The sequence below is a fragment of the Vibrio cionasavignyae genome, from assembly GCF_050337155.1.
Lineage (GTDB): Bacteria > Pseudomonadota > Gammaproteobacteria > Enterobacterales > Vibrionaceae > Vibrio > Vibrio nomapromontoriensis.
This window is the reverse complement of the sequence record NZ_JAKJSR010000037.1, coordinates 17060-41584: the sequence shown is the minus strand read 5'-3', so window position 1 is coordinate 41584 and position 24525 is coordinate 17060. Positions and strand designations below refer to the sequence as shown.

19 protein-coding genes are annotated in these 24525 nt (G+C 45.3%); 9 read left to right on the top strand and 10 right to left on the bottom strand.

Annotated features, from left to right (window positions below; translation table 11 throughout):
- Nucleotides 1–32: 32 nt before the first annotated feature.
- Nucleotides 33–1937 (bottom strand): PTS fructose transporter subunit IIABC, encoded by a 1905-nt coding sequence (locus L4D74_RS23965; RefSeq protein WP_428754918.1) that lies wholly within the window; start codon nucleotides 1935–1937, stop codon nucleotides 33–35.
- Nucleotides 1938–2316: 379 nt separating this feature from the next.
- Between L4D74_RS23965 and L4D74_RS23960 the strand changes: the two genes are divergently transcribed.
- A complete protein-coding gene (locus tag L4D74_RS23960; RefSeq protein WP_428754917.1) occupies nucleotides 2317–3156 on the top strand; it encodes a helix-turn-helix transcriptional regulator in 840 nt (279 codons plus the stop codon).
- A 4-nt stretch (nucleotides 3157–3160) separates the two neighbouring features.
- Here the strand turns inward: L4D74_RS23960 and L4D74_RS23955 are convergent, their stop codons facing one another.
- Nucleotides 3161–3937 carry a PTS sugar transporter subunit IIA gene (locus L4D74_RS23955; RefSeq protein ID WP_428754916.1) on the bottom strand — a complete coding sequence of 259 codons (777 nt, stop codon included), beginning with the start codon at nucleotides 3935–3937 and terminating at the stop codon, nucleotides 3161–3163.
- Between the two features lie 9 nt (nucleotides 3938–3946).
- Nucleotides 3947–4249 carry a PTS fructose transporter subunit IIB gene (locus tag L4D74_RS23950; RefSeq protein WP_265675364.1) on the bottom strand — a complete coding sequence of 101 codons (303 nt, stop codon included), beginning with the start codon at nucleotides 4247–4249 and terminating at the stop codon, nucleotides 3947–3949.
- Between the two features lie 217 nt (nucleotides 4250–4466).
- Between L4D74_RS23950 and L4D74_RS23945 the strand changes: the two genes are divergently transcribed.
- Nucleotides 4467–6338, top strand: a complete 1872-nt coding sequence (locus L4D74_RS23945; protein ID WP_428754915.1) for a fructose-specific PTS transporter subunit EIIC — start codon at nucleotides 4467–4469, stop codon at nucleotides 6336–6338.
- A 245-nt stretch (nucleotides 6339–6583) separates the two neighbouring features.
- Here L4D74_RS23945 and L4D74_RS23940 read toward each other — a convergent pair whose 3' ends face one another.
- The gene (locus tag L4D74_RS23940) at nucleotides 6584–7873 is read right to left on the bottom strand and encodes a serine hydrolase domain-containing protein (protein ID WP_428754914.1); all 1290 of its coding nucleotides are present in this window, start codon (nucleotides 7871–7873) and stop codon (nucleotides 6584–6586) included.
- A gap of 70 nt (nucleotides 7874–7943) precedes the next feature.
- Here L4D74_RS23940 and L4D74_RS23935 point away from each other — a divergent pair, with 70 nt between their 5' ends.
- Both L4D74_RS23935 and yjjG read left to right on the top strand, forming a co-directional pair.
- Entirely contained in the window at nucleotides 7944–8357 is a 414-nt protein-coding gene (locus tag L4D74_RS23935) for a helix-turn-helix domain-containing protein (protein WP_265675361.1), read from the top strand.
- A gap of 250 nt (nucleotides 8358–8607) precedes the next feature.
- Nucleotides 8608–9282 carry a pyrimidine 5'-nucleotidase gene (gene yjjG / locus L4D74_RS23930; protein WP_428754913.1) on the top strand — a complete coding sequence of 225 codons (675 nt, stop codon included), beginning with the start codon at nucleotides 8608–8610 and terminating at the stop codon, nucleotides 9280–9282.
- 30 nt (nucleotides 9283–9312) lie between these two features.
- On the opposite strand, the gene L4D74_RS23925 is transcribed toward yjjG, so the two are convergent.
- The 3 genes from L4D74_RS23925 to L4D74_RS23915 all read right to left on the bottom strand — a co-directional run bounded on the left by L4D74_RS23925 (nucleotide 9313) and on the right by L4D74_RS23915 (nucleotide 12969).
- Nucleotides 9313–10989: a glycoside hydrolase family 9 protein gene (locus tag L4D74_RS23925; protein ID WP_428754912.1), complete on the bottom strand. Its 1677-nt coding sequence runs from the start codon at nucleotides 10987–10989 to the stop codon at nucleotides 9313–9315.
- Between the two features lie 217 nt (nucleotides 10990–11206).
- Nucleotides 11207–11746, bottom strand: coding sequence for a DUF3124 domain-containing protein (locus L4D74_RS23920; RefSeq protein WP_428754911.1), 540 nt, complete (start codon nucleotides 11744–11746; stop codon nucleotides 11207–11209).
- Between the two features lie 191 nt (nucleotides 11747–11937).
- Nucleotides 11938–12969 carry a hypothetical protein gene (locus tag L4D74_RS23915; protein ID WP_428754910.1) on the bottom strand — a complete coding sequence of 344 codons (1032 nt, stop codon included), beginning with the start codon at nucleotides 12967–12969 and terminating at the stop codon, nucleotides 11938–11940.
- 477 nt (nucleotides 12970–13446) lie between these two features.
- On the opposite strand from L4D74_RS23915, the gene L4D74_RS23910 reads away from it, so the two are divergent.
- Nucleotides 13447–13878, top strand: coding sequence for a hypothetical protein (locus tag L4D74_RS23910; RefSeq protein ID WP_428754909.1), 432 nt, complete (start codon nucleotides 13447–13449; stop codon nucleotides 13876–13878).
- Nucleotides 13879–13928: 50 nt separating this feature from the next.
- Here the strand turns inward: L4D74_RS23910 and L4D74_RS23905 are convergent, their stop codons facing one another.
- On the bottom strand, nucleotides 13929–14888 hold the full coding sequence (locus L4D74_RS23905) for a LysR family transcriptional regulator (RefSeq protein ID WP_428754908.1): 960 nt from the start codon (nucleotides 14886–14888) through the stop codon (nucleotides 13929–13931).
- 489 nt (nucleotides 14889–15377) lie between these two features.
- On the opposite strand from L4D74_RS23905, the gene L4D74_RS23900 reads away from it, so the two are divergent.
- Both L4D74_RS23900 and L4D74_RS23895 read left to right on the top strand, forming a co-directional pair.
- Nucleotides 15378–16868, top strand: coding sequence for a DUF1800 family protein (locus L4D74_RS23900; protein ID WP_428754907.1), 1491 nt, complete (start codon nucleotides 15378–15380; stop codon nucleotides 16866–16868).
- A 6-nt stretch (nucleotides 16869–16874) separates the two neighbouring features.
- Complete coding sequence (locus tag L4D74_RS23895; protein WP_428754906.1) at nucleotides 16875–18641, top strand: DUF1501 domain-containing protein; 1767 nt, start codon at nucleotides 16875–16877, stop codon at nucleotides 18639–18641.
- 148 nt (nucleotides 18642–18789) lie between these two features.
- Here L4D74_RS23895 and L4D74_RS23890 read toward each other — a convergent pair whose 3' ends face one another.
- Nucleotides 18790–19374 carry a hypothetical protein gene (locus L4D74_RS23890; protein ID WP_428754905.1) on the bottom strand — a complete coding sequence of 195 codons (585 nt, stop codon included), beginning with the start codon at nucleotides 19372–19374 and terminating at the stop codon, nucleotides 18790–18792.
- A gap of 164 nt (nucleotides 19375–19538) precedes the next feature.
- Nucleotides 19539–21137 carry an isocitrate lyase gene (locus L4D74_RS23885; protein ID WP_428754904.1) on the bottom strand — a complete coding sequence of 533 codons (1599 nt, stop codon included), beginning with the start codon at nucleotides 21135–21137 and terminating at the stop codon, nucleotides 19539–19541.
- Nucleotides 21138–21265: 128 nt separating this feature from the next.
- Between L4D74_RS23885 and L4D74_RS23880 the strand changes: the two genes are divergently transcribed.
- Together L4D74_RS23880 and L4D74_RS23875 are read left to right on the top strand one after the other, a co-directional pair.
- Nucleotides 21266–22219, top strand: coding sequence for a LysR family transcriptional regulator (locus L4D74_RS23880; protein WP_428754903.1), 954 nt, complete (start codon nucleotides 21266–21268; stop codon nucleotides 22217–22219).
- 119 nt (nucleotides 22220–22338) lie between these two features.
- Nucleotides 22339–24522 carry a malate synthase G gene (locus tag L4D74_RS23875; RefSeq protein ID WP_428754902.1) on the top strand — a complete coding sequence of 728 codons (2184 nt, stop codon included), beginning with the start codon at nucleotides 22339–22341 and terminating at the stop codon, nucleotides 24520–24522.
- Nucleotides 24523–24525: the final 3 nt, after the last annotated feature.

The following is a 24525-nucleotide window of genomic DNA, read 5'->3' as shown; positions in this document are numbered from 1 at the left end:
CTCATGCCATAGTATTGGTAGGAAGGGGAGGCTTACGCGGTCGCTGCCGTTAGTTTTGCTTTGCGTAGGTTTTTAAGTGCGATACACGTTACTGCTGTCACACCTGCACCTGTTGCCATGCATAGCAACGCAAGCAATGGGAAGTTCATTGCCCCGAGTAAAGCCACAACTGGGCCGCCATGCGCCACGCTGTTGGTGATGCCAAAAGAGAAGGCCATGACAGCCGCAACCATGGAACCAAGCACATTGGCTGGAATCACGGACATTGGATCTTGAGCGGCAAACGGAATTGCGCCTTCAGAGATACCAACCAGTCCCATTGCACCTGCCGCTTTACCTGCTTCAATTTCAGAGGATTCAAACAGGTCAAATTTACGTCCAAGCGTGGTAGCAATGGCCATACCGAGCGGGGCGACAGGAATGGCACACGCCATTGCACCCATGAACTGGGTTTGACCGCTTGCAATCATGCCAACAGAGAATAGGAACGCCACTTTGTTGAATGGGCCACCCATATCAAAGCCCGCCATTCCACCAAGAACGATACCGAGCAGAACCACGTTACCTGTGCTCATGCTGGTTAATAGCGCAGTCAATCCATCCATTAACCCTGCAATAGGCGCGCCGATCACGAAGATAAAAAGACCTGCGATGAAAAGCGAACCCGTGATAGGAGCAATCATGATAGGGACAAGTGGTTGAACAAATTTGTGGTAGTTAAACGAAACGATCCACTTGACGAAGTAGCCCACTAATAGGCCTGCAATGATGGCACCGATGAATCCTGTGCCAGCGTCAGCGCCGTAGAAAGAACCATTGTTCGCAATCCAACCGCCAATTAAGCCAGGGGTGAGCGCAGGGCGGTCAGCAATGGCATAAGCGATATAGCCGGCAAGAATTGGGATCATTAAGGTGAAGGCAACCACGCCGACTTCAAGAATTTGGTTCCACATGCTGCCTGCAGGGATAGCCATACCCGCTTCCGTTGGCTCTCCGCCAATAGCAAGTGCAAGCGCAATTAACAACCCACCCGTGACTACAAATGGGATCATATGAGAGACGCCATTCATCAAGTATCGGTAAAGATCCGACCGCGCCTGAGAAGCTTTGCCGGCAACAGATTGATGGGATGTGGACTGCTGTGTTTGATAAATAGAGGCGTTCAAGGCTTTCTCTATCAAACCTTGTGCGTCGCGAATCGGGGCTTTTACGTTAGTTTCGATGACGCGTTTACCGGCAAATCGTACCATGTCCACTTGCTTATCACACGCGACAACAATAGCATCTGCGCGTTCAATCTCAGCTTGGCTTGGGCTGTTCTTCACGCCAATGGAGCCGTTGGTCTCGACTTTGATGTCGTAACCCAATGCTAGCGCGCCTTTTTCAAGGGCTTCTGCTGCGAGGTAGGTATGGGCCACGCCTGCAGGGCAGCCAGTCACGCCAATGATGAAGCCTTGCTTCTCGGTGCTGGTTTCTGGGATGGACGATTGAGGCTTTTCTAGTAATAAATTCAGTGCAGATTGCGGTGAATCGGCATTGAGGAAGTTTTCAATAAACCCCTCTTCAATCAATTTGGAAGAGAGCTCGGCGAGCACTTCAATATGGTGGTTATCACCACCATCAGGGGAGGCGATCATGAAGAATAGCTTTGATGGTTGACCGTCGTCGGCACCGTATTCAATTCCCGTCTTATGAACGCCAATGACAACCGCAGGCTCGATAACTGCGGCGCTTTTTGCGTGTGGCAGCGCGATCCCGTCTTCAAAGCCGGTGTTGCCTAGTGCTTCTCGCGCTTTAATGTCGGCAAGAAATTGTACTTTGTCTGAGATACGCCCTTGTGCATGAAGTACCTCTATCAACTCTTTAAACACGGCTTCTTTTGAATCAGCTTCAAGCGACAGCTTAATCAAATCTTGATTGATCAGTTTCGTGATCATAATGAACCCCTAATCTATTTATTGTTTTGTTAGGGGTATTTTGAAACGTGTAGGTCGTTTTCTGTAGTGAAGAAAAAATGCATTCACTGGAAGATTGTTGCGTTGTGGTTGGAGTGTGATTTTGATCGGCTGTGGTATTTGGAAAACCACTGATGTGACAAGGAGAAGTGGAGAAATGAATATAATTATTAAGTGTTTATATTAGTTTTGAGAATATTTTTTGGTTCGGTATATACTGATAGGTGACTGTAAATTTATCGCTTTAACTGGATTATTGTAACCTAGTTTGATAATTGTGATTTTGCTCAATAGCACAATATTTCACTTAAGGGTATATCTATGCTTATAGCACTAATGCTACGTGCAAAGAGTTCGAACAATGATATTTCATGATTTAATCTCATCGGTATTAAGTGAGAGAGAACCGTTTCATCACATCTGGTTTGCAGGCGACTTTCATACGCCACCAGCGTTTAGCTATCAGGTGAACTTCCCTCGTTTAGAGTTGGTGTTAGACGGTGAATATATCAACGAAATGGAAAGCCACGAACGCAAGGTGACGAATATCGTTGCTAAAGCAGGGGATGCGATTTTTATTCCGCCAAACTGCTGGAATAAGCCGGATTGGGATACGAATTGCTCGGTATTGAGTATGCTATTTGGCCGCAGACAGCTGGGACTCAGTTTGGTCAGTAAGCGTAAAGGTGAGGCAAATTTTTATGATATTCAAAAACACAGCCTACAAACCCGCTCTGGATTCGCGATCGATAACATATTAGAGGCGCTGAGTTCTTTAGCGCGTGAAAGCCACAAACAGCCAATGGATGAGTTATTGCTGCAAGCGTTACTTCAGTACAGTAAGAGCATGTTGGATGCGCCAGAGGAAAAATCACATAGCCGTGTTCAAGATTTGTATCAGGGCATTTGTATCTATATTCAAGAGAACTTCCACAGACAAATCACCCGTGATAGCATCGCCGCCCGTTTTAGTCTCTCTGCTAATCATTTATCGCGTATGTTTCGTCAGCAAGGGCATATGACGTTGGCAGACTACATCACTTGGGTCCGTATTGACCGAGCCAAGTTCATGCTCAAGAAGTACAATTTCAAGCTCAATGAAGTGTCGGTACGTTGTGGCTTTAAAGATGTGAATTACTTTTGCCGTGTTTTTAAAAACAGAACGGGCAAAACGCCAACGGAATATCGAGGTTCAATTTAGGATCTTAAGGTAGTAGCCGAGACATGAAGTACATTAATAGCGCTTGTAAATCGACACGACTTCGAGTTGTTAAAAGGCGCTCTGAAATTTGATCGCACAATAAGTTTCGTGTCAGGTTTGTGGCGGCGATGATCTGTTCTCGGTTAGGCGTTTTTGGCATCACCAGTGCTATTGCTAGGTTCACATGTCCCATCTTTGATGCCCAATCAATAGGAGTATCACTGGCAATGACAGCGATGGCGATGTGATCAATATCCTCAAACATCACATGGGGCAGGGCGATACCTGGTGTGACACAGGTGGATGAACGCTCTTCACGTTTGATAAAGGCAAGAATGAGCTCATCGGGATCATCTGGGTAGATCAGGTGTGCCAGCCCTTTTAGGCATTCGAACTTAGTGAGCACCGTATGCGCTTTGGCATAATGCCATTGAGTTTCGCTCGGTGGACAAAGTTGTGGCAGGCGCTCTGCGAGTTGGCTAGAGAACTCATAATTGATGCAAGAGCCAATGAGAGTGTAATGTTCGGCGATGATGTCTTTGAGCACAAAGCAGGTGAGCTCAGCATCAATACCAATCGCGGTAATCTGACATAAGTCGCCTTGATTTAAGCCAGCTTGAAGCATGGCGAGAGAGCGAGTCAGATCCGCTGAGCGGTTTTGAGTAATATTAATGATGTGAATAGTCGATTTGAATTTTCTGGCCAGAGTACGTAAAGGCTGGGCTGCGAGCACATTGGCTTCTGTACTGTCGACAAGAAAAGTGATCTGATATTCGTTCATCTTAATGGTTTACCGGCGGCAGTGAACAAGAAAGACTTTGTCGACATTAAGTAACACGTCTTCAATGGAAATTCGAACCGTGTTTGCCGCTTCAAAACGAGACTGTTGGTCGACATCAATGTCAGAGACGATGAGGACTTTATCGGCCTGTGCGATATCGTGAGCGGAGAGCAAGTTTTCGATCCCCATTGCGCCTTGCGTTTCGACTTTGATCTGCACGTTATGCTTAGGCGCCGCTTTGACCAATGCATCAGCGGCCATATAAGTGTGTGCAATGCCTGTCGGGCAGGCGGTGACAGCGACAATTTTCACGGTTTATCTCCGCGGGTGATTTTTGCGGATATTAGCACAGTGTGACGGGGATTAATTAATTTAGCAGCCACAATTGAAAGACAAGCGTCACAGTTTGGTTGGACTGTTACAATAATCCAGTTAATGACTTTTCCGTCCTATATCTAAGGGTATGGAGGCTGATTAATCTATGTTCAAGCGTGATCATTTCAGGGTAGGAATAGGCAAGGAAGAAACAATGGATATTACTCATCTTATTGGGCTAGACACGATCTGCTTAGATCTTCAGGCAAAAACCAAAGAAGACGCGCTTAAAGAACTAGTGGAGTTACTCTCCGCTGCGGGAAAATTGGAAGACAAAGATCAGTTTCTTACGGATTTGTGGAAGCGTGAAGCGATAGGCAATACTGGCTTTGAAGATGGTGTCGCCATCCCTCATGCAAAAAGTGATGCGGTTGCTCAGCCTGCGGTTGCGGTGGGTATTAGCCGCACCGGGATTGACTATGGTGCTGAAGATGGTGAACTTTCCGATGTTTTCTTTATGCTGGCCTCGCCTGATGGCGGTGATCACCATCATATTGAAGTTTTAGCGCAGCTTTCTAGTAAACTCATCGAAGAGGGGTTTGTTGATAAGCTTAAAGCCGCAGAAAATACCGAGCAAGCCAGAAAGTTACTGACCGACATCCAACAACCGCCTGTATACGCCTATCAAAATGATTTATCTGAATCCAATCATACCCCGTTAAGTCCGTGGAAACTTCGCGTTGCCCACATTAAAGAACACTTGCTGTTTGGTACGTCACATATGATCCCTTTTATTGTTGCGGGAGGGGTATTGTTGTCGTTGTCTGTGATGATGTCCGGTCATGGCGGTGTACCTGAAAGTGGGGTATTGGCAGACATCGCACAGATGGGGATTGCAGGGCTGACCTTATTTACCGCGATACTGGGCGGTTACATTGCTTACTCCATTGCCGATAAACCAGGCCTTGCTCCCGGCATGATTGGTTCATGGGTGGCGGTCAACCAATACAGTACGGGTTTTCTCGGCGCGATTGTGGTGGGGTTCTTTGCTGGCTTTGTCGTGCAATTACTCAAAAAAATAAAGCTACCGGATAGCATGAGTTCACTCAATTCAATCTTTATTTATCCACTCGTTGGCACCTTTGCCACTTGTGGGATGGTTATGTGGGTGATTGGCTCACCTATTGCCACTGCCATGTTCGTGATGAATGATTGGCTAACCAGTATGGCAGGATCGGGGAAGATTGCGCTAGGCGCCATCTTAGGCGCCATGACGTCGTTTGATATGGGAGGCCCGATAAATAAAGTGGCAACCTTGTTTGCTCAAACCCAAGTCAACACTCAACCTTGGTTGATGGGTGGTGTCGGCATCGCCATTTGTACACCCCCGCTTGGCTTAGCTCTCGCAACGTTTTTATCGCCCAATAAATTTAAGCGAGATGAGCGTGAAGCGGGAAAAGCAGCAGGTATTATGGGAATGATAGGGATTAGTGAAGGCGCGATACCTTTTGCCGCGTCTGATCCCGCTCGCGTGTTACCAGCCATTGTTGCTGGTGGCATTGTGGGCAACGTGACGGGCTTTATGTTTCACGTTGTTAATCATGCGCCTTGGGGAGGGTGGATTGTTTTACCTGTTGTGGATGGAAAGCTTGGCTACATCATAGGAACATTGTTAGGCGCGCTCACTACCGCCTGTATCGTTATTGCATTAAAGAAAACCATCTCTGAACAAGATGATAATGAAAGTGAATTGGTTCGTTCTTATCGCTCTGTGAAAGGGGAAGGAGAGGCGGAAGTGTTGGCTGTGACGGCGTGTCCGTCGGGTGTCGCTCATACCTTTTTGGCCGCTAAGTCATTAGAAAAAGCGGCTTACTCAATGGGCGTCAAAATTAAAGTCGAGACGCAAGGTGCAGATGGGGTGAATAATTGGCTAACAGCGAAAGATGTAGAGCACGCAAGAATGGTGATATTGGCGCATGATGTCGCCATTCAAGAGCCTGAGCGATTTAAGAACATCAAGGTTGTGGATGTGTGCACGAAAGACGCCATTCTTAATGCCGTTGGGCTACTTCACACCAGACGGTAAGTGACGTATTTCTTGCTCGGCGGTCGTCTATCTATGTTGCTCTAAGTTGTGAGGCTTCCTTTGGCGCTTTTATATTGAGTCGTTCTTTTACTAGGCGATAAATCATGTCGTTTTATCGCAAGTAGGGCGAGGGCGCGTGAACAGTCATACTATAACGGTGATAGGATGTCGGTTTACTTCAAGATATCGACACGAGGTCCTCTCCTTGGACCTAGAGAACGGTGACTAGTGGCGAACGGAGTCCTCTATTTTTGTCCGTGTTCCTGATCTGCACGTAATTGCTTTACAACATCGATAACGGCGTTGTTTAACTTATAGTGGTGAGACGATGGATTAGGCAGTTTGGCATTCATCTGGCTATATATTGCAACTACCGTGTCAGATTGCGGGTCAGCCCAGATTAGCTGGCCAGCCCATCCACCGTGGCCGATACCGTAATCATTAAAGATGGCTGATTTGTAGTAATGGCTATCAACGTAATGCCATTCAGCCGGAACAAATTCGCCGTTCTGCTTGGCTGCTTCAAGATCGTTTTCGTACTGTTTTTTATCTTCAATGAGCAAGCGGCCATAGCGTGCAAAATCCACCGTTGACGCCAACATTGATGCGCTCACTGAAGGGTAACCAGCATAATCGGTACCCATATGTACAGTATGCTGGCCACCGATACGATGCATCAGATTACGCACCTGAGTTTGCAATGGAACGCCAGTGGCCTTCTCAACAATTAAACCAAGCGTTGCGGTATTGATGGACGCGTAGTTCGCGTGGCCTTTAGTCCACTCATTAGAAGTTGAACCTGGCGCAATATCAATCTCTTTTACAAATTGCGCTGTGGTTTCGCGATCATCATTTCGACGTAAGCCAATCACTTGTTCATCGCGGTCAAACATCTCTTCGGCTTGCTTGTCACCTAAGTAGGCCGCTAGCTCTGCAACATTATGATTTACCGCCATTGCAGCTAGGTTACCAATGGTGCGGCCTCGAAAACCCGGCCCTACATCGGGCAGGTAACGTTCCACTTTGTCATCCATTGACAAAGCCCCCTTTTTTAGTGCCTTGTTAAGTAACATATACGTGATGGTTTTGGTTGAAGACTGTGCCGAAAATACGGAGGCTCGGTCATAACCATTCTTGTAGTGCTCCAGTATCACTTCGTTTCCTTTAGTGACCACGATAGAAGCAACCGCCGGATGGTCTATCAGACGTTTCACACTCGGAACTTCATATAAATCATAGTGAGTGGCCTGATATTCAAGCGGGTAAACATCTTGGGCATTGACCGACATAACATTGGGCATAATTTTCTCTAGCTTGTCTAAGCCAGCGGCGCGTTGTTGCTGCCAGTTGTCGATATTAATGATGGATTGATTGGAAAGTGGTGCAGTGTTTTCAATACTTATTGAAGCAGCCTGCAGAGAGCCTGTGACCAATGCTGTACCAAGTACTAATGCTAGTTTGCGTTTAATTAATGTCATGATGACCTCTCTCGATTTATTTGAAAGTGATTTGCTAACGGGAGAAAGTATATTCATCTCGATTTCCTAAATGCGGTAAGCTAACCTATATATTGTTCGTATTTGGGAAATAGTATTGGTGTAAATCATGAATGAATTTGATACTCGAGGTTTTGAGTTTTTTGGTGACAGTGAAAAGTGGTTTAGGAAACAGCTTATTGAACGGCTTGAGGTTTTACTTGCTCACCAGAGTTTGTCTAAAAACCAACTGGCGAAACTCGCTGGTCTACCAAAAACAAGCCTATATCAGAAGATGGATAAGAACGAACAAAGCTATTTCACCATCATTGAATTGTTTCGTATCGCTAAGTCATTTGATATCAGTATTGTACAATTGCTCCCTATCGATGATGTGGATCGAAAACACCCTAATTTAGTGCCATTACCTGCTAGCTCTTTAAAGTTCTTAGATGAGATGCTTGCTGCTGAACCCTCTGACATTGAGCTTCTCAATAAGTTGTACAAAACGATTAAGCAGCACCGTTTAGAAGCAGAGACGTAAGCATTAATTCTACAGAGGTGTATTTGGTAAGTGCCAAGATTAGAAAAAGTAGGTCAGTCTCGTTAGAAAACTAAGGTGGTGTAGCGTGTGATTCGTCAATAATCGAACTCTGTCATACAACGCTCCAGAACGTTAATGTGTGGCGACAGTGAGAGGAGGAATATTTGTAATAGCCGATTGACAAATATTCCTGTTGTAGCAAAATCCAGTGCACTTATCGCCCCCGCTTATGACCCAAGGAACACGATTGATGAAATACGATTGGATTTTGTTTGACGCTGATGAAACCATTTTTAACTTCGATGCATTTGCTGGCATGAGGTTGATGTTTGAAAGGCTCGGTGTGGATTTCACTCGTGATGATTACGCAGAGTATCAGTTAGTTAATAAGCCGCTTTGGGTTGACTATCAAGATGGAAAAATCACCGCTGCGCAACTAAAACAGATTCGCTTTGAAGGGTGGGCAGAGAAGCTTGATACCACGCCACTTGTTTTGAATAGCGCCTTTTTAGATGCGATGGCGGACATTTGTACCTTGCTGCCGGGTGCTCGGGAACTGATGGATGCGTTATCGGGTAAGGCGAAGCTGGGTATCATTACTAATGGCTTTACTGAACTTCAAGCGATTCGATTAGCGCGCACCGACATGACGCATTACTTCGATCATGTGGTGATCTCTGAAGAAGTGGGCATCGCCAAGCCAGATGAAGGCATTTTCTCTCACGCCATGACCCTGATGGGGAATCCATGCAAAACACGCGTACTAATGGTGGGGGATAACCCGCATTCAGACGTGCTAGGCGGGCTCAATTTTGGTATTGAAACGTGCTGGCTAAATACGCAAGGACAAGAAAAGCCACAAGGTATTGAGCCACATTATGAAGTGAACTCGTTGCAGCAGCTGCAACAAATTCTGGTTGCTTAAGCGCGGTAATTGCCACTCTACCATTGGTGACTAGTCACTAATGGTAGAGTAAGTCGACTGAATTGCCAGTAAGCCAATCAACGCAGCGTTGTAATCAATGGCAAACTCGTTGACGGCGTAGGATTTTTCACTATCAACATAACTGAGCATGCCCATATCTTTTGGCGCAATATTGGCTTGTGCTTTGATATTGGGTCCTCCAACAAGAAAGCCGGGTAAACTCACCCCTGTGCCGATTCTGTAAAGGTGGTGTAGGTTACGAACACTGTGTGTTCCGAAGTGCGTGACAAAGCTCATATTGAAGGCGTTGGCGCCAAGCAGATAATCAATTTGTGATTGGACTAGCTTACGGTGTTTGTCTGTGTTGGAAACCATGTCGCTCCACGCTAGAACAATACCAATTTCCGCGACCATCTTGTTGGAACCCCATATAAACTTCTGATTAGCGACATAGAATGGTGATTGAGTCGCTAGTGTGGCGTAGCGCTGCGCAAGGGCGTTTAAATCATCTTTCATTTGTTGTGAGAGGGGCGTGTCTAACGCTTGCATCATATGCCAGATCCCCATGATTGCGGGATTTTTCCATTCAAAAAAATCAAACAGTGATGCGTTTTGTCTAATGGTATCTTCGTAGTGTTGTTCAAAATACGCTCGGAACGACTCATCGTTGGTGGTTAAATAAAGCTCCGCTGCTGCCCATAATCTATCATCGACGTCAGTCTGAAGAGACGCTTCCTGATCATGTTCGTTATAGATGTAGGGGCCAGAGCCGCTATCATCTGCTTTTTGCCAATCGATATATTGGCTTGGTTGAGTAGCAAGGTAGTTCCAAGCGGATTGCGCTGATTTTAGCCAGCGAGCGGCGAGTTTTTTATCGTAGGGTTGGTATATTCTTGCTGCGAACGCCATCGTGGCGGCGTACTTTGCGGTATCAGGGGTACTGACGCCAAAAATATAACGCTGTTGGGTATCAAGCCATGGTGGGATTTTTGCAGGCCAAGATGCCCCTGATAATTTACGATATACCGCACCATCACTGCGTTGCATCTTTTCCATCCATTGTAGGCCATATTGAGCTTCAGCAAGAATGGTAGGCAGGGCTTGTGGGTGGTCTGCTTTGAAGTAATCAGGAGCTTGGCGGTAGGCTTCCAATAATCGCGCGATGGTAATGGTTGCAGTGGATATATATTTGCCAAAGTCGCCCGCATCGTACCACCCTCCAACCGCGTTGATATAGGTACCGGTTGGGTTGATGGCATCACCTCGAAAAATGACAGCATCTCGATTGTGGCTAGGTGGCCGAGCCATTCCTGTTACGGGGGAATGCACGGGAGAACCAGAGCGTTGTAGGTATAAGGCATGGATAAGGCTATCGCTTAAACTTCGGTAAACATTACTGCGAATTTCAAAAGGGACGGACCGTTGTTCGCCTGTGCGGAAGTAGTACCAACCAGCCTCTGATACGGCAGAGAAATCTGCGACATGTACCGTTTTTCCGTCGGTCAATTTACTATTGTATTGCAGTTTAAATGTCGCGACTTCAAAGTCTTCTGGCATGGATAATAAGGTAATGCTATCTACATTTGAACCAAGTAAGTAGACGTGTTTATTCGCTTCTGGTTCATAGCCTAGTTGGTTTAACACGACAGTATTGCCATAGAGAGCGGCACTGAACCAAAAAAACAACAAAATAAGATATTTAGTCATGGTTAACCTTTTGAATTTGCTTATCAGTTTTCGTTCATTACGAGTGGTATCGCAACCTTGTATGCATACTAGGATTGCGTAAGCTTGTTTTCCAAAAGATTTATTAAGGTAGTGATGGAGGCAGTACGCACTTTGGTACTGCCTGTCTAATAAAGGGAATCGAGGACTACAAGTGATTGGTTAGTTCAGTTTTAGATCACAGGGGAATACGAGTTGATCACAGAGGAGCACGACTGGTGAATGAAACATTGTTGCCTTCACCTGCGCCAATCATGACCGCTTCGAAAATAGGAGCTGTGGCACTATTTGGGTTTGACCATTGAATGTAGAAGTTAGCACCCGCACCACCGCTGACTTCGCGTTTTTCAACTAAGTATTCTGCGCTAGACATGGCGTTGAGTTCGTAGCCTTCTGCGATAAACTGCCTTAGGTGTTCACCGTTTGTATTGTAGTAATCGATACTATGGATGTTAATCGCGTTGGTTGGGTCGGTATTACGAATAACCAGGGTAGATTCAAGTAGAACGGGTTTACCACCGTCGGTGTAAATGTGTGAATAAACGGGCACATAGGCGCCTTTTGCACCGTGGCTAGTGGGGACAATCGCGGCTCTTTCAATCTGTTGTGCCTGATGGCTGAGTTTCTCTTCTATGGTATCAACCGATTTAACGAGATTGCCGAGGTAAATGGCTAAACCAAGTACTAAGATGACAGAAATAATGGAAACAAATTGGCTGGCATTATGTTTTGATCTCATAGACTCTCCTAAGGGGCTTTAGGGTTGAAGACTATTATAGCGGTATCAAGGTGATAATGGGTTATTTTCCATCAAAACACACTTCACGATAGCCATTGATTTTGTTAGAAAGTGTGTTGGAAGAGAGTGTATTCGTTTGATGAGAAAGAGGGAGCCTCTGGGAACATCCCAGTATCCAGAGGGCCTTATGTTTATTGCGTGATCAATGCCGAGATGATGGGATCATGCTTGGCTTTCATCACCGTCGGGTTGACGCCATAGTGGCGTGAGGTAAAGGTAAAGTCTTGTCCTTTTGTATCGATGTTGTTTTTCGCAGTGTCGCCGCAGTTAAAAGATACGGTAACGGTGCCATCTTTATTTTCCTGCCACGAATTCGAGCTAATATGACGGACGCCTTCTATGAGATATTTATCTGAGTCATAAGCTGTGATAGATGTGAAAAATCGGTTTTCCGGGTTGTTGAATGTTGTTGTGTAACAAGTGGCGGCCTTCATTTTAGGGCTGTTTGAATATTTATTACCGATAAACGCTTCAGGGCTTGCGCCACCCCAGCCAGCGGCATTTTCTAAGTTCCATTGATGAAGGTCGGTGACTTTGTCACTGGTTCTTGGGAAAGTGTAAGTAAAGTTTGTCATATCATTCACTTCCCGAGTGTATTTTTGGACCCAAGCTTCGACATCATCATAGTTGTAGGGTTGTACTTGATAGTCTGTTGCAAAATTAAAATCGGAAGTATCGATTTTATCGAGTTCTGCTTTTGCTTCAGCAATGCCGTTTTCTGTTCCTGAGCGGTACAATACGAATGCATATTCAGATTCCACACTCACACTGTAGTGTCCATCTTCCACGACATAATGTTGCCCATGTCCTCGTTCTGTGACTACCTGAACCGCCATATAATTATTCGTTTTAGGTATAGAGAACGTTACAAAACCATCAACAGCTTTGACAATGGCAACGCCGTATAACGTGTCGTCGTTCATCTGCACGGTAGGCGCCGCTTTGCCACGGGGAGGCAGCCCCTGCATTTTGACAAATTGGTGAGTCGCCCCTTTCTTCGCCCAATTACGGTAGTTACGCGCTGTTTCCGCGTGGGTAAAGTTTTGTTCGGTGATCTTGATGGTTTGAGCGCTGGTTACGGGCGTAGCGTTTTCGGCAAAAGCAGAGGTGGTGATAAAGGCACTCGCAATTAGGCTTAGTGTGGTGATGCTTGCTGTGTTCATATATGGTCTCTCCGTTAGTCTCTTTACGATAAGTAAAAGGGGGCTCGATTTAATTGATGGAGTAGATGAAATCAGCAAGTCCGTTGACGCGATAATTAGCGTTATGATTCCTAGTCACTTACTCCTGTTGCTAAGTGCTCTGCTCATCATCTGTTATTCACTATAATCGTGAGTTGGTATAATTTGAAATGATATCAGTGGATATTAGATATGTGTTTTGCACATATCTATTAGTAAGTATGCATAACGTAAGTTGACTGGTAGACAGCATTGGCCTGTGATGGAGTGACGAGTTAGTTGTTATGAAGTGGAGTGTATCGCTATGCTCTAGATGTATAGTTATACGCTAGATGTATAACTAATATGCATTATTATGATTAGCAGTAATTATTCTATTCACGTAAGTTTTCCTCATCGGCAGGGTTTGACTCAATACAGATATGAGTGCCCAGAATGTATCAAATGAGGATATGAAATTTGCGATATAAATTCCTTTTAGTGACCACTGTGATGGTTTGGTCTACCGCATCCTACTCAAACGGAGGGGCTTTAGTTGATCCTCACAGTAATTTGGCGTTCGATTATGACAATGTGAGTCATGAAGTGGCCCAAGCCGAGTTAAATGAATGTGTGTCGATTGCGACCCAAGCGAGTTCGCAACCAGAAACACAAACACGGGGCTCTGGTGCTCGTGGTGCTGCGAAAGGTGCCGCCGCTGGTGCGATAGTGGGTTCAGTCAGTGGTAACAGTGGCTCTGACGCGGCGAAAACTGGCGCGGCAATTGGCGTTGTTGGCGGTCGATTGTCGGCTCGCCAAGAGAGTAAGGCTAATCAAGAGGAAGCGGAGGCTTCGTACAAAACGGTTTTGCGTAATTGTATGATTGAGAAACATTATGTTGCGTTAAATTGATCTCAGGTAGCGGTGTGTTTGCCACCTGAGATAGTCTTTGAAGTTAGTGGTTAGTGACTCAAATGAGGAAGCCAAGCCTCTTGGATTGTAGAAATAATCAATTGTTTCAGCCATTGATGAGCCGCACTTGTTGCGGTTCTTTTGTGTTCGATAAGGTAAAGATCAACGGCAAGATCGGGCTCGTTATTCAGTGAGAGTACCGGAACCAGTTGATCGCCAATGTGGCTCAAATCAGTGAGCCTGTGGGAAGCGACCATAACAGTGTTGGTGTGCTGCATGAGTTCGACAAGGGTAAACAATTGTGCACTTTTAAAGACAATATCTCGCTCAATACCTTGTTTCGCAAGGTGAACATCGACGGGGTTGCTAATGCCAATTGCCGAACGAATGTCTAAGCTCATGTCGACAAACCGATAGCGTAAACAATCTTCCAGTGTGACCGAATCTGCACGAGTAAGTGGATGGTTCTTGGCAACATAAAAAACAGGGTAAGTGGTCCCTATTTTTTGATAGGGAAACTCAATGCTATCGGCCGGTGCATTAATATGTATTGAAAAGTCGACATCGCGTGATGCCAGTTGCTGAACCGGATTGGTCGTTATAGGGAATTCAACCAGGCTTGCGTGCGGCGCTTGCTTGATAAGCGCGGTAGCAAGGGGAGCGGAAAGAAAACTACTCATCAGTGGCGGGATAGAAATAACAAAAGTTTGCTCACATTTTTCCGGAGCGAAGGCCGATTTGGCGACTAGGGATTGAGTCGCGCGCAACAGTTCTGCGAGTGGCATTTCTAAGTCTAACGCTTTCTGTGTTGGTACTAAGCCATTAGACTCTCGATAAAAAAGCGGATCGTCAAACAAGTCTCGTAGGCGACTTAGCGTGCGGCTCATAGCTGGCTGGGAAAGGTATAACGTTTGGGCTGCGCGAGTAACGTTCTTTTCTTTAAGTAAGACACTCAGTGACACCAAAAGGTTGAGATCTAACCGAGACAGTTGTTGCTCTAATGTGACCATTGAAATGCACCAAAGTAATATTTCTTAGTAAATTTGTACATCGGAATGGATAGCAATTCAAGTGTAGAGTGTCACTTAACGCCGTGAGAGCGGTTAGTTTGATGCATTGATCTTATAGCGATAATTTATGAACGAATAGGCACTGCTATTAAATGATGTTTTTATGTTGTTTATTATTTAACTTGGACTTATGACATAATAATGGCGTTGTTTCGTCAATAAAATGACCATTAATATATCCTTTGTATTTTAAGTGGATATATTGAATGTAATATTAATAAAGTCATTGTTCTATTTTTATATTGAATTTATTTTATGTTTTTAATTTGATATTTTAATTCTGTAATGCATTGTTTTTATTGGTGTTGGTTGTTTTGTGTATTATTCCGATTCGCAGGTATTATTGGCTTGGTTATTGTTGTTGTTCTAATGAAGTACTACGGTAGTAAATGGATGTTCGGCAGTAATAAATTAGTAGGGGAATAAACTATGGATGGTTTGTCATATAAGCAAGCATTTCGATTTTTAGATTGTTCAACAATGGGAGTAAAGAAAGAAGAGGTAAGTGAGTTTTTATTAACTGACGATCGAAGTGATTGGATAGAAAAGCAAATATCGGAATCTTACACCTCTCATGTATCAAGAACTCAGGCTCAACAACAAGATCGTGGTTCTAGTACGGTCAGCGCGGAAATGAGAGTGTGCGGGTGGTTTGATATGGCACTTTGGGACCAAGCGCAATTAAGGCAACGGATGTCGTTTGCTTTGAGTCAAATTCTGGTGGTAGGGGATCGCGATGCCCAATTGGCGGCTTACCCATTGGAGCTTGCAAATTACTATGATCTACTTACGACTCATGCGTTTAGTGACTACAAAACACTACTCTATCATGTAACTCGTTCTCCGGTGATGGGGACATATCTGACGATGGTTGGTAATTTGCCAAAGAGTGAGACGGGCGTTAATCCAGACCAGAACTATGCTCGTGAAGTGATGCAACTTTTTACCATTGGTTTGAATCGGCTTAATGATGATGGTTCCTTGTATCTCAACGAGTTCGGTGAACCAGAAGCTAACTATGACGATGCCGACGTAGAGAGTATGGCGCGTATTTTTACTGGCTGGTTCATGTCCGATAGCAGTATGTCTGAGCCGATGATAGCGAATGATACCTACCACGATAGGGAAGAAAAGCAGGTATTAGGCGTCACGTTTCCACCGGGCGTCGGTGCTGAAGAAGAGTTGCAGCATATCCTACAGCTATTAGTCGATCACCCCAGTACCGCACCTCATATTGCCACTCTTTTGATTAAGCGTTTTGTCACCTCCAACCCAGGACCTGCTTATGTGCAGCGAGTCGCCACGGTATTTCGTCAGACTCAGGGGAATTTATCTGAAGTCATTAAAGCGATACTGCTTGATGACACTGTACTAAACGGAGAAACAGCAAAGGTTCGAGAGCCCATCTTGGCTATGAGCTTTCTTTATCGCGCTCTCAACAGTCAACCCGGCGGTGGAGGCACAACGGTGCGAAATGCCATGTTATACCAAGAAACATTTGGCCAGTACCCACTCGGTTCGCCGTCGGTATTTAATTTCTATTCTCCCGACTATATGCCTGCAGGAGAGCTAGAGGGGCTGGGTTTAACTGCACCAGAGCTGGCCATTATGGACTGGAATCAAACGATTAAAATGAGCAACATTGCATGGAAGCTGGTGGCGGATAACGGTTACAAAACGAATTCAAACAGTACTAACGAGATATATCCTGATGTGTCTGATTTTGTTGCTGCCGCGGGGGATTTTGAGGCACTGAGTCGTTTGTTTGCTGATCGTTTTTATGGTGGAGAAATACCGCTAGATATTGCTCCAAGACTAGAAGCGTTATGGAACGCCAAAAGTAGTAACAATAAGCCATACGCGATATCCGCCATGCTCTATTTTGCCTTTATTTCACCTAACTTTATGATTCAGGAGTAAGCGGCTATGAAATTATCAAGACGTAATTTTTTGAAAAGTACCGTGTATGGCTCTGCTGCAACATCAATTCCGTTGACGTTGTCACTTCCTTCAAGTGCTTTGGCTAACACGGAGGGAGATTATAAAGCGCTGGTCTGCTTGTTCCTGTTTGGAGGCAATGACTCTTTTAATATGTTGATTCCGGATTCTGGCGAGAATTTGGATAATTATCGTAATGCTCGACCTGCAATACAGCTGTGGGATCATGAAAAGGCTACGCTGGGTAAGCTATTAGATGATCAGCAAAATAATTTAGTACTCAATGGTGCGATGCCTAAAATCGCCTCTTTATTTGAAGAGAAGGTGGCGACCAGCGTTGTCAATGTGGGAACGTTATTAGAACCGACCACCAAAGCCAATTATGGCAATGTCGCACGTTCGCCCAACCTGGGGGCACATAATAAACAACAATTGGCGTGGCAAAGAGGGTGGGGCACACGACAATATCATCCTTATGGTTGGGCTGGCATGATGATGGACATTCTGGCATCCGGTGCTGAGACCATTTCACCCAATATGTCTTTTTCAGGCAATGAACTGATGAATGGGCAGGGCGTGCAAGACTTGCGTGTTAGCGCTTCTGGCATTCGTGCCATGTCGTCCTTGGCGGTTAATTCAGTGAATAATAATATTGGCAAATTGCTAGCAGATAACAATGCCTCAGTGTTTGGTCGCGCGTATTTACAGCGTTTTCAAGACATTTTAGATTTTCAAACCACACTTGGCGATATGCTAGATCAGCACCCAGAAGATCCTACCATTCCAGCTGGCTACTTAGGAGGCCAGTTTAAGATGGTGAAGAGGCTGATTCAGGCGAGCCAAGGATTGAATCAATCTAGGCAAGTGTACTTTATCTCGTTGGGCGGTTTTGATAATCATAGTAATCAACGCGGTAAGCATGATGATCTACTTGCAACGATTGATGATGCACTCTCCGCTTTTTATGTCTCATTGAAAGCCGATGGCTTGGAGGACAGCGTGACAACATTTACGATGTCCGATTTTGGTAGAACCATAGAGAACAACAGTAATCAAGGCACCGATCATGGCTGGGGAAGTAACCAACTTGTCATTGGCGGAAGTGTTAAAGGCGGCAAAGCGTACGGTCGATATCCGACGTTTGTTAAAGATGGTCCTGATGCGGTAGGCAATAAATTCATTCCAACCACGGCATCGGAACAGTATGCGGCGACGCTGTGTCGTTGGTTTGGGTTATCCGATGCAGGAATTGATTATATTTTCCCGACGCTGTCGCCGGATAATGACAATCCATTTCCCAGTCGCTACTTGAGCTTTTTGGGCAGTGACTTAGCACAAAGCCAACGCTTAGATATTGCTCAAGTGAGCGCTTCAGAGACGCGAGTGGATCATACCCCCCAAATGGCGATCGATGGCGATCCTACGACTAAATGGACGGCGAAAGGGTTAGGGATACAGTTCGATATTACTTTAAAGAACTTAGCGATGGTCAATGTTCTTAGAGTATCGCAGGCTAAAGGGGATGTAAGGCAGTATCTGATGGATATATCGGTGAGTGGCGATGGTGTTACATTTACGCCTCTGCTGAGCTATCTCTCTCCTGGCAATAGTACTGGATTCGTTGATATTGATTTGGGCACTCAGGAAGCGAAAATTATTCGACTGACATGTAATGGCAATAATGATTCTGTTAATGCTGGTTTGGTTCGTTGGAATAATTTCCAAGAAATTGAAGTGTGGGGGATAACTCAATAGCGCGCATTCAAAGTCTGCGGATGAGATACAGGCGCATGCAGTAAGACAGAACCCACGTCCATAGAGTCGGTGTCGAGATGACTCTGTGAGCGTGGGTTGTTATTTGTACGTAGGATAGAGGTCTATACAGCGAGATAAGGTAAAGGTGTTACTTTACGGCTGCAGCGCTTGGGTCTGACAGTGCTGTCACACACGCTAAGCTAATATCTTGGTTGATGTAGGCCATGCCAAGTTGTTTAAGAAAAGCCATACGATCGGCATTTCGTAAATCGATATTTGGGACAGCCAGTCCGTTCTTCTCATAGAGACTCGCTAAGTGCGCCATAAATTGCTCGCCACTGTCCATGAGTAAGAGGCTCATGGCACCCACATCCGGTTTGACGTTGGCATTTTGTTTCTCTGACAAGGTGACCGCAAGTACAATAGGCTGCTCAGAACCTTCAAATCGTGCACTTCGCTCTCGTACGGTTTGCGTAGCCCAGTAATAAGCCAGTTCTTTACTCTGCGTTAAAAACACCGGTTCGACGGATTCCGTATAGTTATTGCCGATCGTGGCCATGGTATTTCTAGCGGCTTCATTTAGTGCTTTGTCACCAGAGCGTTTCAGCCCTTGACCTTGGATGGAAGCGAGCAGTGCTGATGACGTGCCGTGATACCAAATGTCACTGGTGGCAAAACCATCGTCAGACAGTAATTGTTTTGTATCTTGAAGATATAAAGGCGTATCAGTCATAGGCGTTCTCAACAAACAATGAATTTTAAGTGTAGTCGCTGTATTCACTACTTTAACAAAGTCTTAGAGATAAAAAAGCGACCCGAAAGCCGCTTTTCTCTCATTACTTCAACCAGTTTTACTAAATGACTCACGAGTTAATTATTGACTCGTGAGCGCGTTGATTAGTTAAATTGGTTAGAAGTGTTCAATGCACCACCAGCTTTTAGCGCATTTTCGCCAGCAAAGTATTCTTTGTGGTCGTCACCAATGTCAGAACCAGACATGTTTTGGTGTTTCACACAAGCGATGCCTTGGCGGATTTCTTTACGTTGTACGTTTGCTACGTAACCTAGCATGCCCTGGTCGCCAAAGTACTCTTTAGCCAGATTATCCGTAGACAGTGCTGCAGTGTGGTACGTTGGTAGCGTGATTAGGTGATGGAAAATACCCGCTTCACGTGAAGAGTCTGCTTGGAATGTACGGATGCGCTCATCAGCACGAGTAGACAGTTCTGTTTCATCGTAGTCCGCGCTCATTAGGTTTGAACGGTCGTAGGCCGACACATCTTCACCCGCTTCAACCATTGCGTCGTACGCTTGTTGGCGGAAGTTAAGCGTCCAGTTGAACGATGGAGAGTTGTTATAAACCAGTTTCGCATTAGGGTGAACAGCACGAACACCGTCCATCATTTCTTTAATTTGACCAATGTGCGGCTTTTCAGTTTCAATCCACAGTAGATCGGCACCTGCGTTAATTGCTTCGATACAGTCAAATACACAACGGTCTTCACCAGTACCTTGACGGAATTGGTACAAACCAGATGGTAAACGCTTAGGACGAACCAGCTTGCCGTCGCGGTTAAAGCATACGTCGCCTTCTGCCATGTCCGCTACATCGATTTCTTCTACATCTAAGTAAGAGTTGTATACGTCACCTTGGTCACCTGGCTCTTTAACTACCGCGATTTCTTTAGTAAGGCCAGCACCTTGTGAATCGGTACGCGCAACAATGATGCCGTTGTCGATACCAAGTTCAAGGAAGGCATAACGCAGAGCTCGTAGCTTAGCGTGGAAGTCGGCATGAGGCACCGTTACTTTACCGTCTTGGTGACCACATTGCTTTTCATCAGCTACTTGGTTTTCAATTTGTAGACAGCACGCGCCCGCTTCAATCATTTGTTTTGCCATTAGGTAAGTCGCTTCTGCGTTACCAAAACCAGCATCGATATCAGCGATGATTGGCACAACGTGTGTGACGTGGTTGTCAATTTGGTCTTGAATCGCATCTTGTGCACTCACATCGCCTGCTTCACGTGCATCGTCTAGTGCACGGAATAGACCACCTAGCTCACGGGCATCCGCTTGGCGCAAGAAGGTATAGAGCTCTTCAACAAGACCAGCAACCGAGGTTTTTTCATGCATAGATTGGTCTGGTAGTGGGCCGAAGTCAGAGCGAAGTGCCGCAACCATCCAACCAGAAAGGTAAAGGTAACGTCGGTCTGTTTTGCCACCAAAATGCTTCTTAATAGAAATCATTTTTTGTTGACCAATGAAACCATGCCAGCAACCTAGTGATTGTGTGTACTGAGAGCTATCTGCGTCATAAGCCGCCATATCAGCACGCATAATATCTGCCGTATATTGCGCGACATCTAGACCTGTCTTGAATTTATTTTGAGCACGCATACGAGCCGCAGATTCTGGATTAATAGCATCCCACGGAGCACCAGCAGTGCGTTTAGCAACTTCGATCATTTCGATATCTTGTGTGATTTGCGACATAACTCTTCCTTAGTTTCAGTTGGATATGTGGCCAAACCGGCCTGGGCTAAATCTTAACCATGGACAAAGCGTAAGCGACTGTGTGATAATTTTGTTAATTTATAGTTATTATATTCGGTATTTATTTTATGAATATTGCTCGTATAGACCTTAATTTACTTGTGTATTTAGACACTTTGCTTAGAGAGCGAAACGTAACCCGAGCAGCGAATCAGTTGGGGATCACTCAACCGGCTATGAGTAATGGACTACGTCGATTAAGGGATTTATTTGAAGACCCTTTATTGGTGAGAACGAGCGAGGGCATGATTCCAACCGAGCGGGCGCAAAAGCTACAGCCTGTGATTAGAAATGTACTCGCCAACGTTGAGAAAGCACTGCAACCCACCACTGAATTTAATGCAGAAGACAGTGAGCGAGTTTTTAGGATCATGGCTAGTGATTACGCGGAGTCGACACTTATTCAGCCTTTATTGGAACGGCTAAGTGAAATCGCACCTAAAATACGCCTTGATATCATGACGCCCAGTGATGTGAGCTACCAAGATGTTGAGCAGGGCACCGTCGATATAATTATTAACCGCTTTGATGATATCCCCCAGTCCTTCCATCAAATGAGTCTTTGGCATGACGGCTTCTCTTGCTTATTTAGTCGAGATAATCCGATTGCAGAAAACTTCGATATTTTCTCTTATCTAAAAGCCCAGCATATTTGGGTGAGTAAAACCGGAATGGGTACAGGCGTGGGTATAAACCCGAGTGAAGCGCAGAAACTGGGTTGGATTGATGAAGCATTAATGCGTATCGGTAAGACACGTAATATCACGGTATTTACTCGCCACTACCTGTCGGCAGTGCTGTTTGCACAACAGAAAAATCTTATTCTTACTATTCCGAGTAAAGCAGCGCAATCACAGCGCAATAACCCCAAACTGATGATTAAACCTGCCCCTTTTGCCATTGAACCATTTGAAGTAAAGATGGCATGGAGCCCTTTGTTACAGAGTAATCCTGATCACCAATGGATGCGTCGATTGATTAAAAGCGTCGCGAATGAAATAGAGAGTGGTGTGACGGAATAGTCCCCTTAATTGGGTATTTATTATGTGAATGTTCACTATAAGTGGCATAAATTAGCTAAATTATCATCCATTACGTAGAGTTTTCTTTATACGTAATCGGTAAATTCGAGAGAGATCCTATGAGCAATCGTATTCAACAGGGAAGCTTGAGCATTGATAGCTCCCTCTACGCGTTAGTAAATGAACAAGCTATCCCAGGAACAGGGATTAATGCTGATGAATTTTGGCAGTCGTTTGAAACGATTCTTAGTGATTTCGCCCCAAAGAATAGGGCGTTACTCATTAAGCGTGATGATCTTCAGCATCAGATAGATGTGTGGCATCAAGAACGTGCAGGGCATGCCCTTGATGCGGCAGAATATAAAGCGTTTTTGCAACAGATTGGTTATTTGGTTGCGGAAGGCGAAGACTTCCAAGTCGAAACCGCGAATGTGGAGCCTGAAATTGCCACTCAAGCGGGGCCGCAGCTGGTGGTACCGATAATGAATGCTCGATTCGCTCTGAATGCTGCCAATGCTCGTTGGGGGAGTTTGTATGATGCTCTGTATGGCACGGATGTTATCAGCGAAGATAATGGCGCAGAGAAAGGCGGCAGTTTTAACCCAGTTCGTGGAGCGAAGGTTGTGGCCTATGCTCGAGAGTTTCTTGATGAAGCCGCACCACTAAACGGCGTTTCACATAAAGATGTCACGCAATACAGTATTTCAGACGTGAGCATTGGTAATACTTTAACGGCGACGCTGGGGAACGGTGAGGAAGTGACGTTAATGGACGGCACCCAATTTATCGGATACCAAGGTGAGGCAACCGCACCATCCTGCATTCTTCTTAAGCACAATAACCTGCATATTGAAATTCAGATTGATCCAAGTGCTCCTATCGGCAGTGTGGACGCAGCCGGTATCAAGGACGTTGTCGTTGAAGCGGCGTTAACCACGATTATGGACTGTGAAGATTCTGTTGCTGCTGTTGATGGTGAAGATAAAGCTCTGGCGTATCAAAACTGGCTCGGTTTAATGAAGGGTGATTTACAAGAGTCGCTGGAGAAAAATGGTAAAACTATAGTGCGACGACTTAATGCGGACCGACATTATACCAGTGTGACGGGCGGAGAAATTTCGCTAAAAGGTCGCAGCATGCTGTTTATCCGTAATGTGGGCCATCTAATGACTAACCCTGCGATCATTGATGCCGATGGGAATGAAGTGCCTGAGGGTATTATGGATGGCATGATTACATCACTCATCGCTATGCACGATCTTAAAGGAAATAGCGCGTATCAGAACTCGACGGCGAACAGTATTAATATTGTAAAACCTAAGATGCATGGCCCTGAAGAAGTGGCATTTACCAATGAATTATTTGGTCGCATTGAAGAGGCGCTAGGCCTTGAACGTAATACCATTAAAGTGGGTATTATGGATGAAGAGCGTCGTACTTCGGTCAACCTTAAAGAGTGTATTCGAGCAGCAAAAGAGCGTGTGGTTTTTATCAATACTGGCTTTTTAGATCGTACAGGTGATGAAATCCATACCAGCATGGAGGCGGGACCGTTTGCACCTAAGGTTCAACTAAAATCAATGACCTGGATCGGTGCCTATGAAGATCAAAATGTGGATTTAGGCTTAGCGTGTGGGTTGCAAGGCAAAGCTCAGATTGGTAAAGGCATGTGGCCTGAGCCAGACAATATGGCAAAGATGATGGATGCGAAAATAGGCCACCCTCAGGCAGGGGCAAATACCGCATGGGTGCCATCGCCAACAGCCGCGACGTTACACGCCCTCCATTATCATAAAGTAAGTGTACCGAGTCGTCAGAAAGAGCTCCGTGAACGTGTTCGAGCAAACGTCGATGATATTTTGACAGTTCCTTTGTTAGGCAAGCAAAAGCTAACGGCGAAAGATATCCAGAATGAACTGGATAACAACACGCAGGGCATTCTTGGCTATGTGGTGCGTTGGATTGACCAAGGAGTGGGCTGTTCAAAAGTGCCGGATATTAACAATGTTGGCTTGATGGAAGATCGCGCGACATTGCGTATTTCTAGTCAGCACATTGCTAACTGGTTACGACATGGTATTTGTGGAAAAGCCCAAGTAATGGAAACCATGCAGCGCATGGCCGCAGTGGTCGATGAACAGAATGCAGGTGATCCTAGTTATCAAAATATGGCACCAAACTTTAAAGAGAGCATTGCGTTTTCCGCAGCGTGTCAGTTGGTGTTTGAAGGTTGTGCTCAGCCAAGTGGCTATACCGAACCCGTACTGCATGCAATGCGTTTAAAGCTAAAAGCTAATACATAAAAC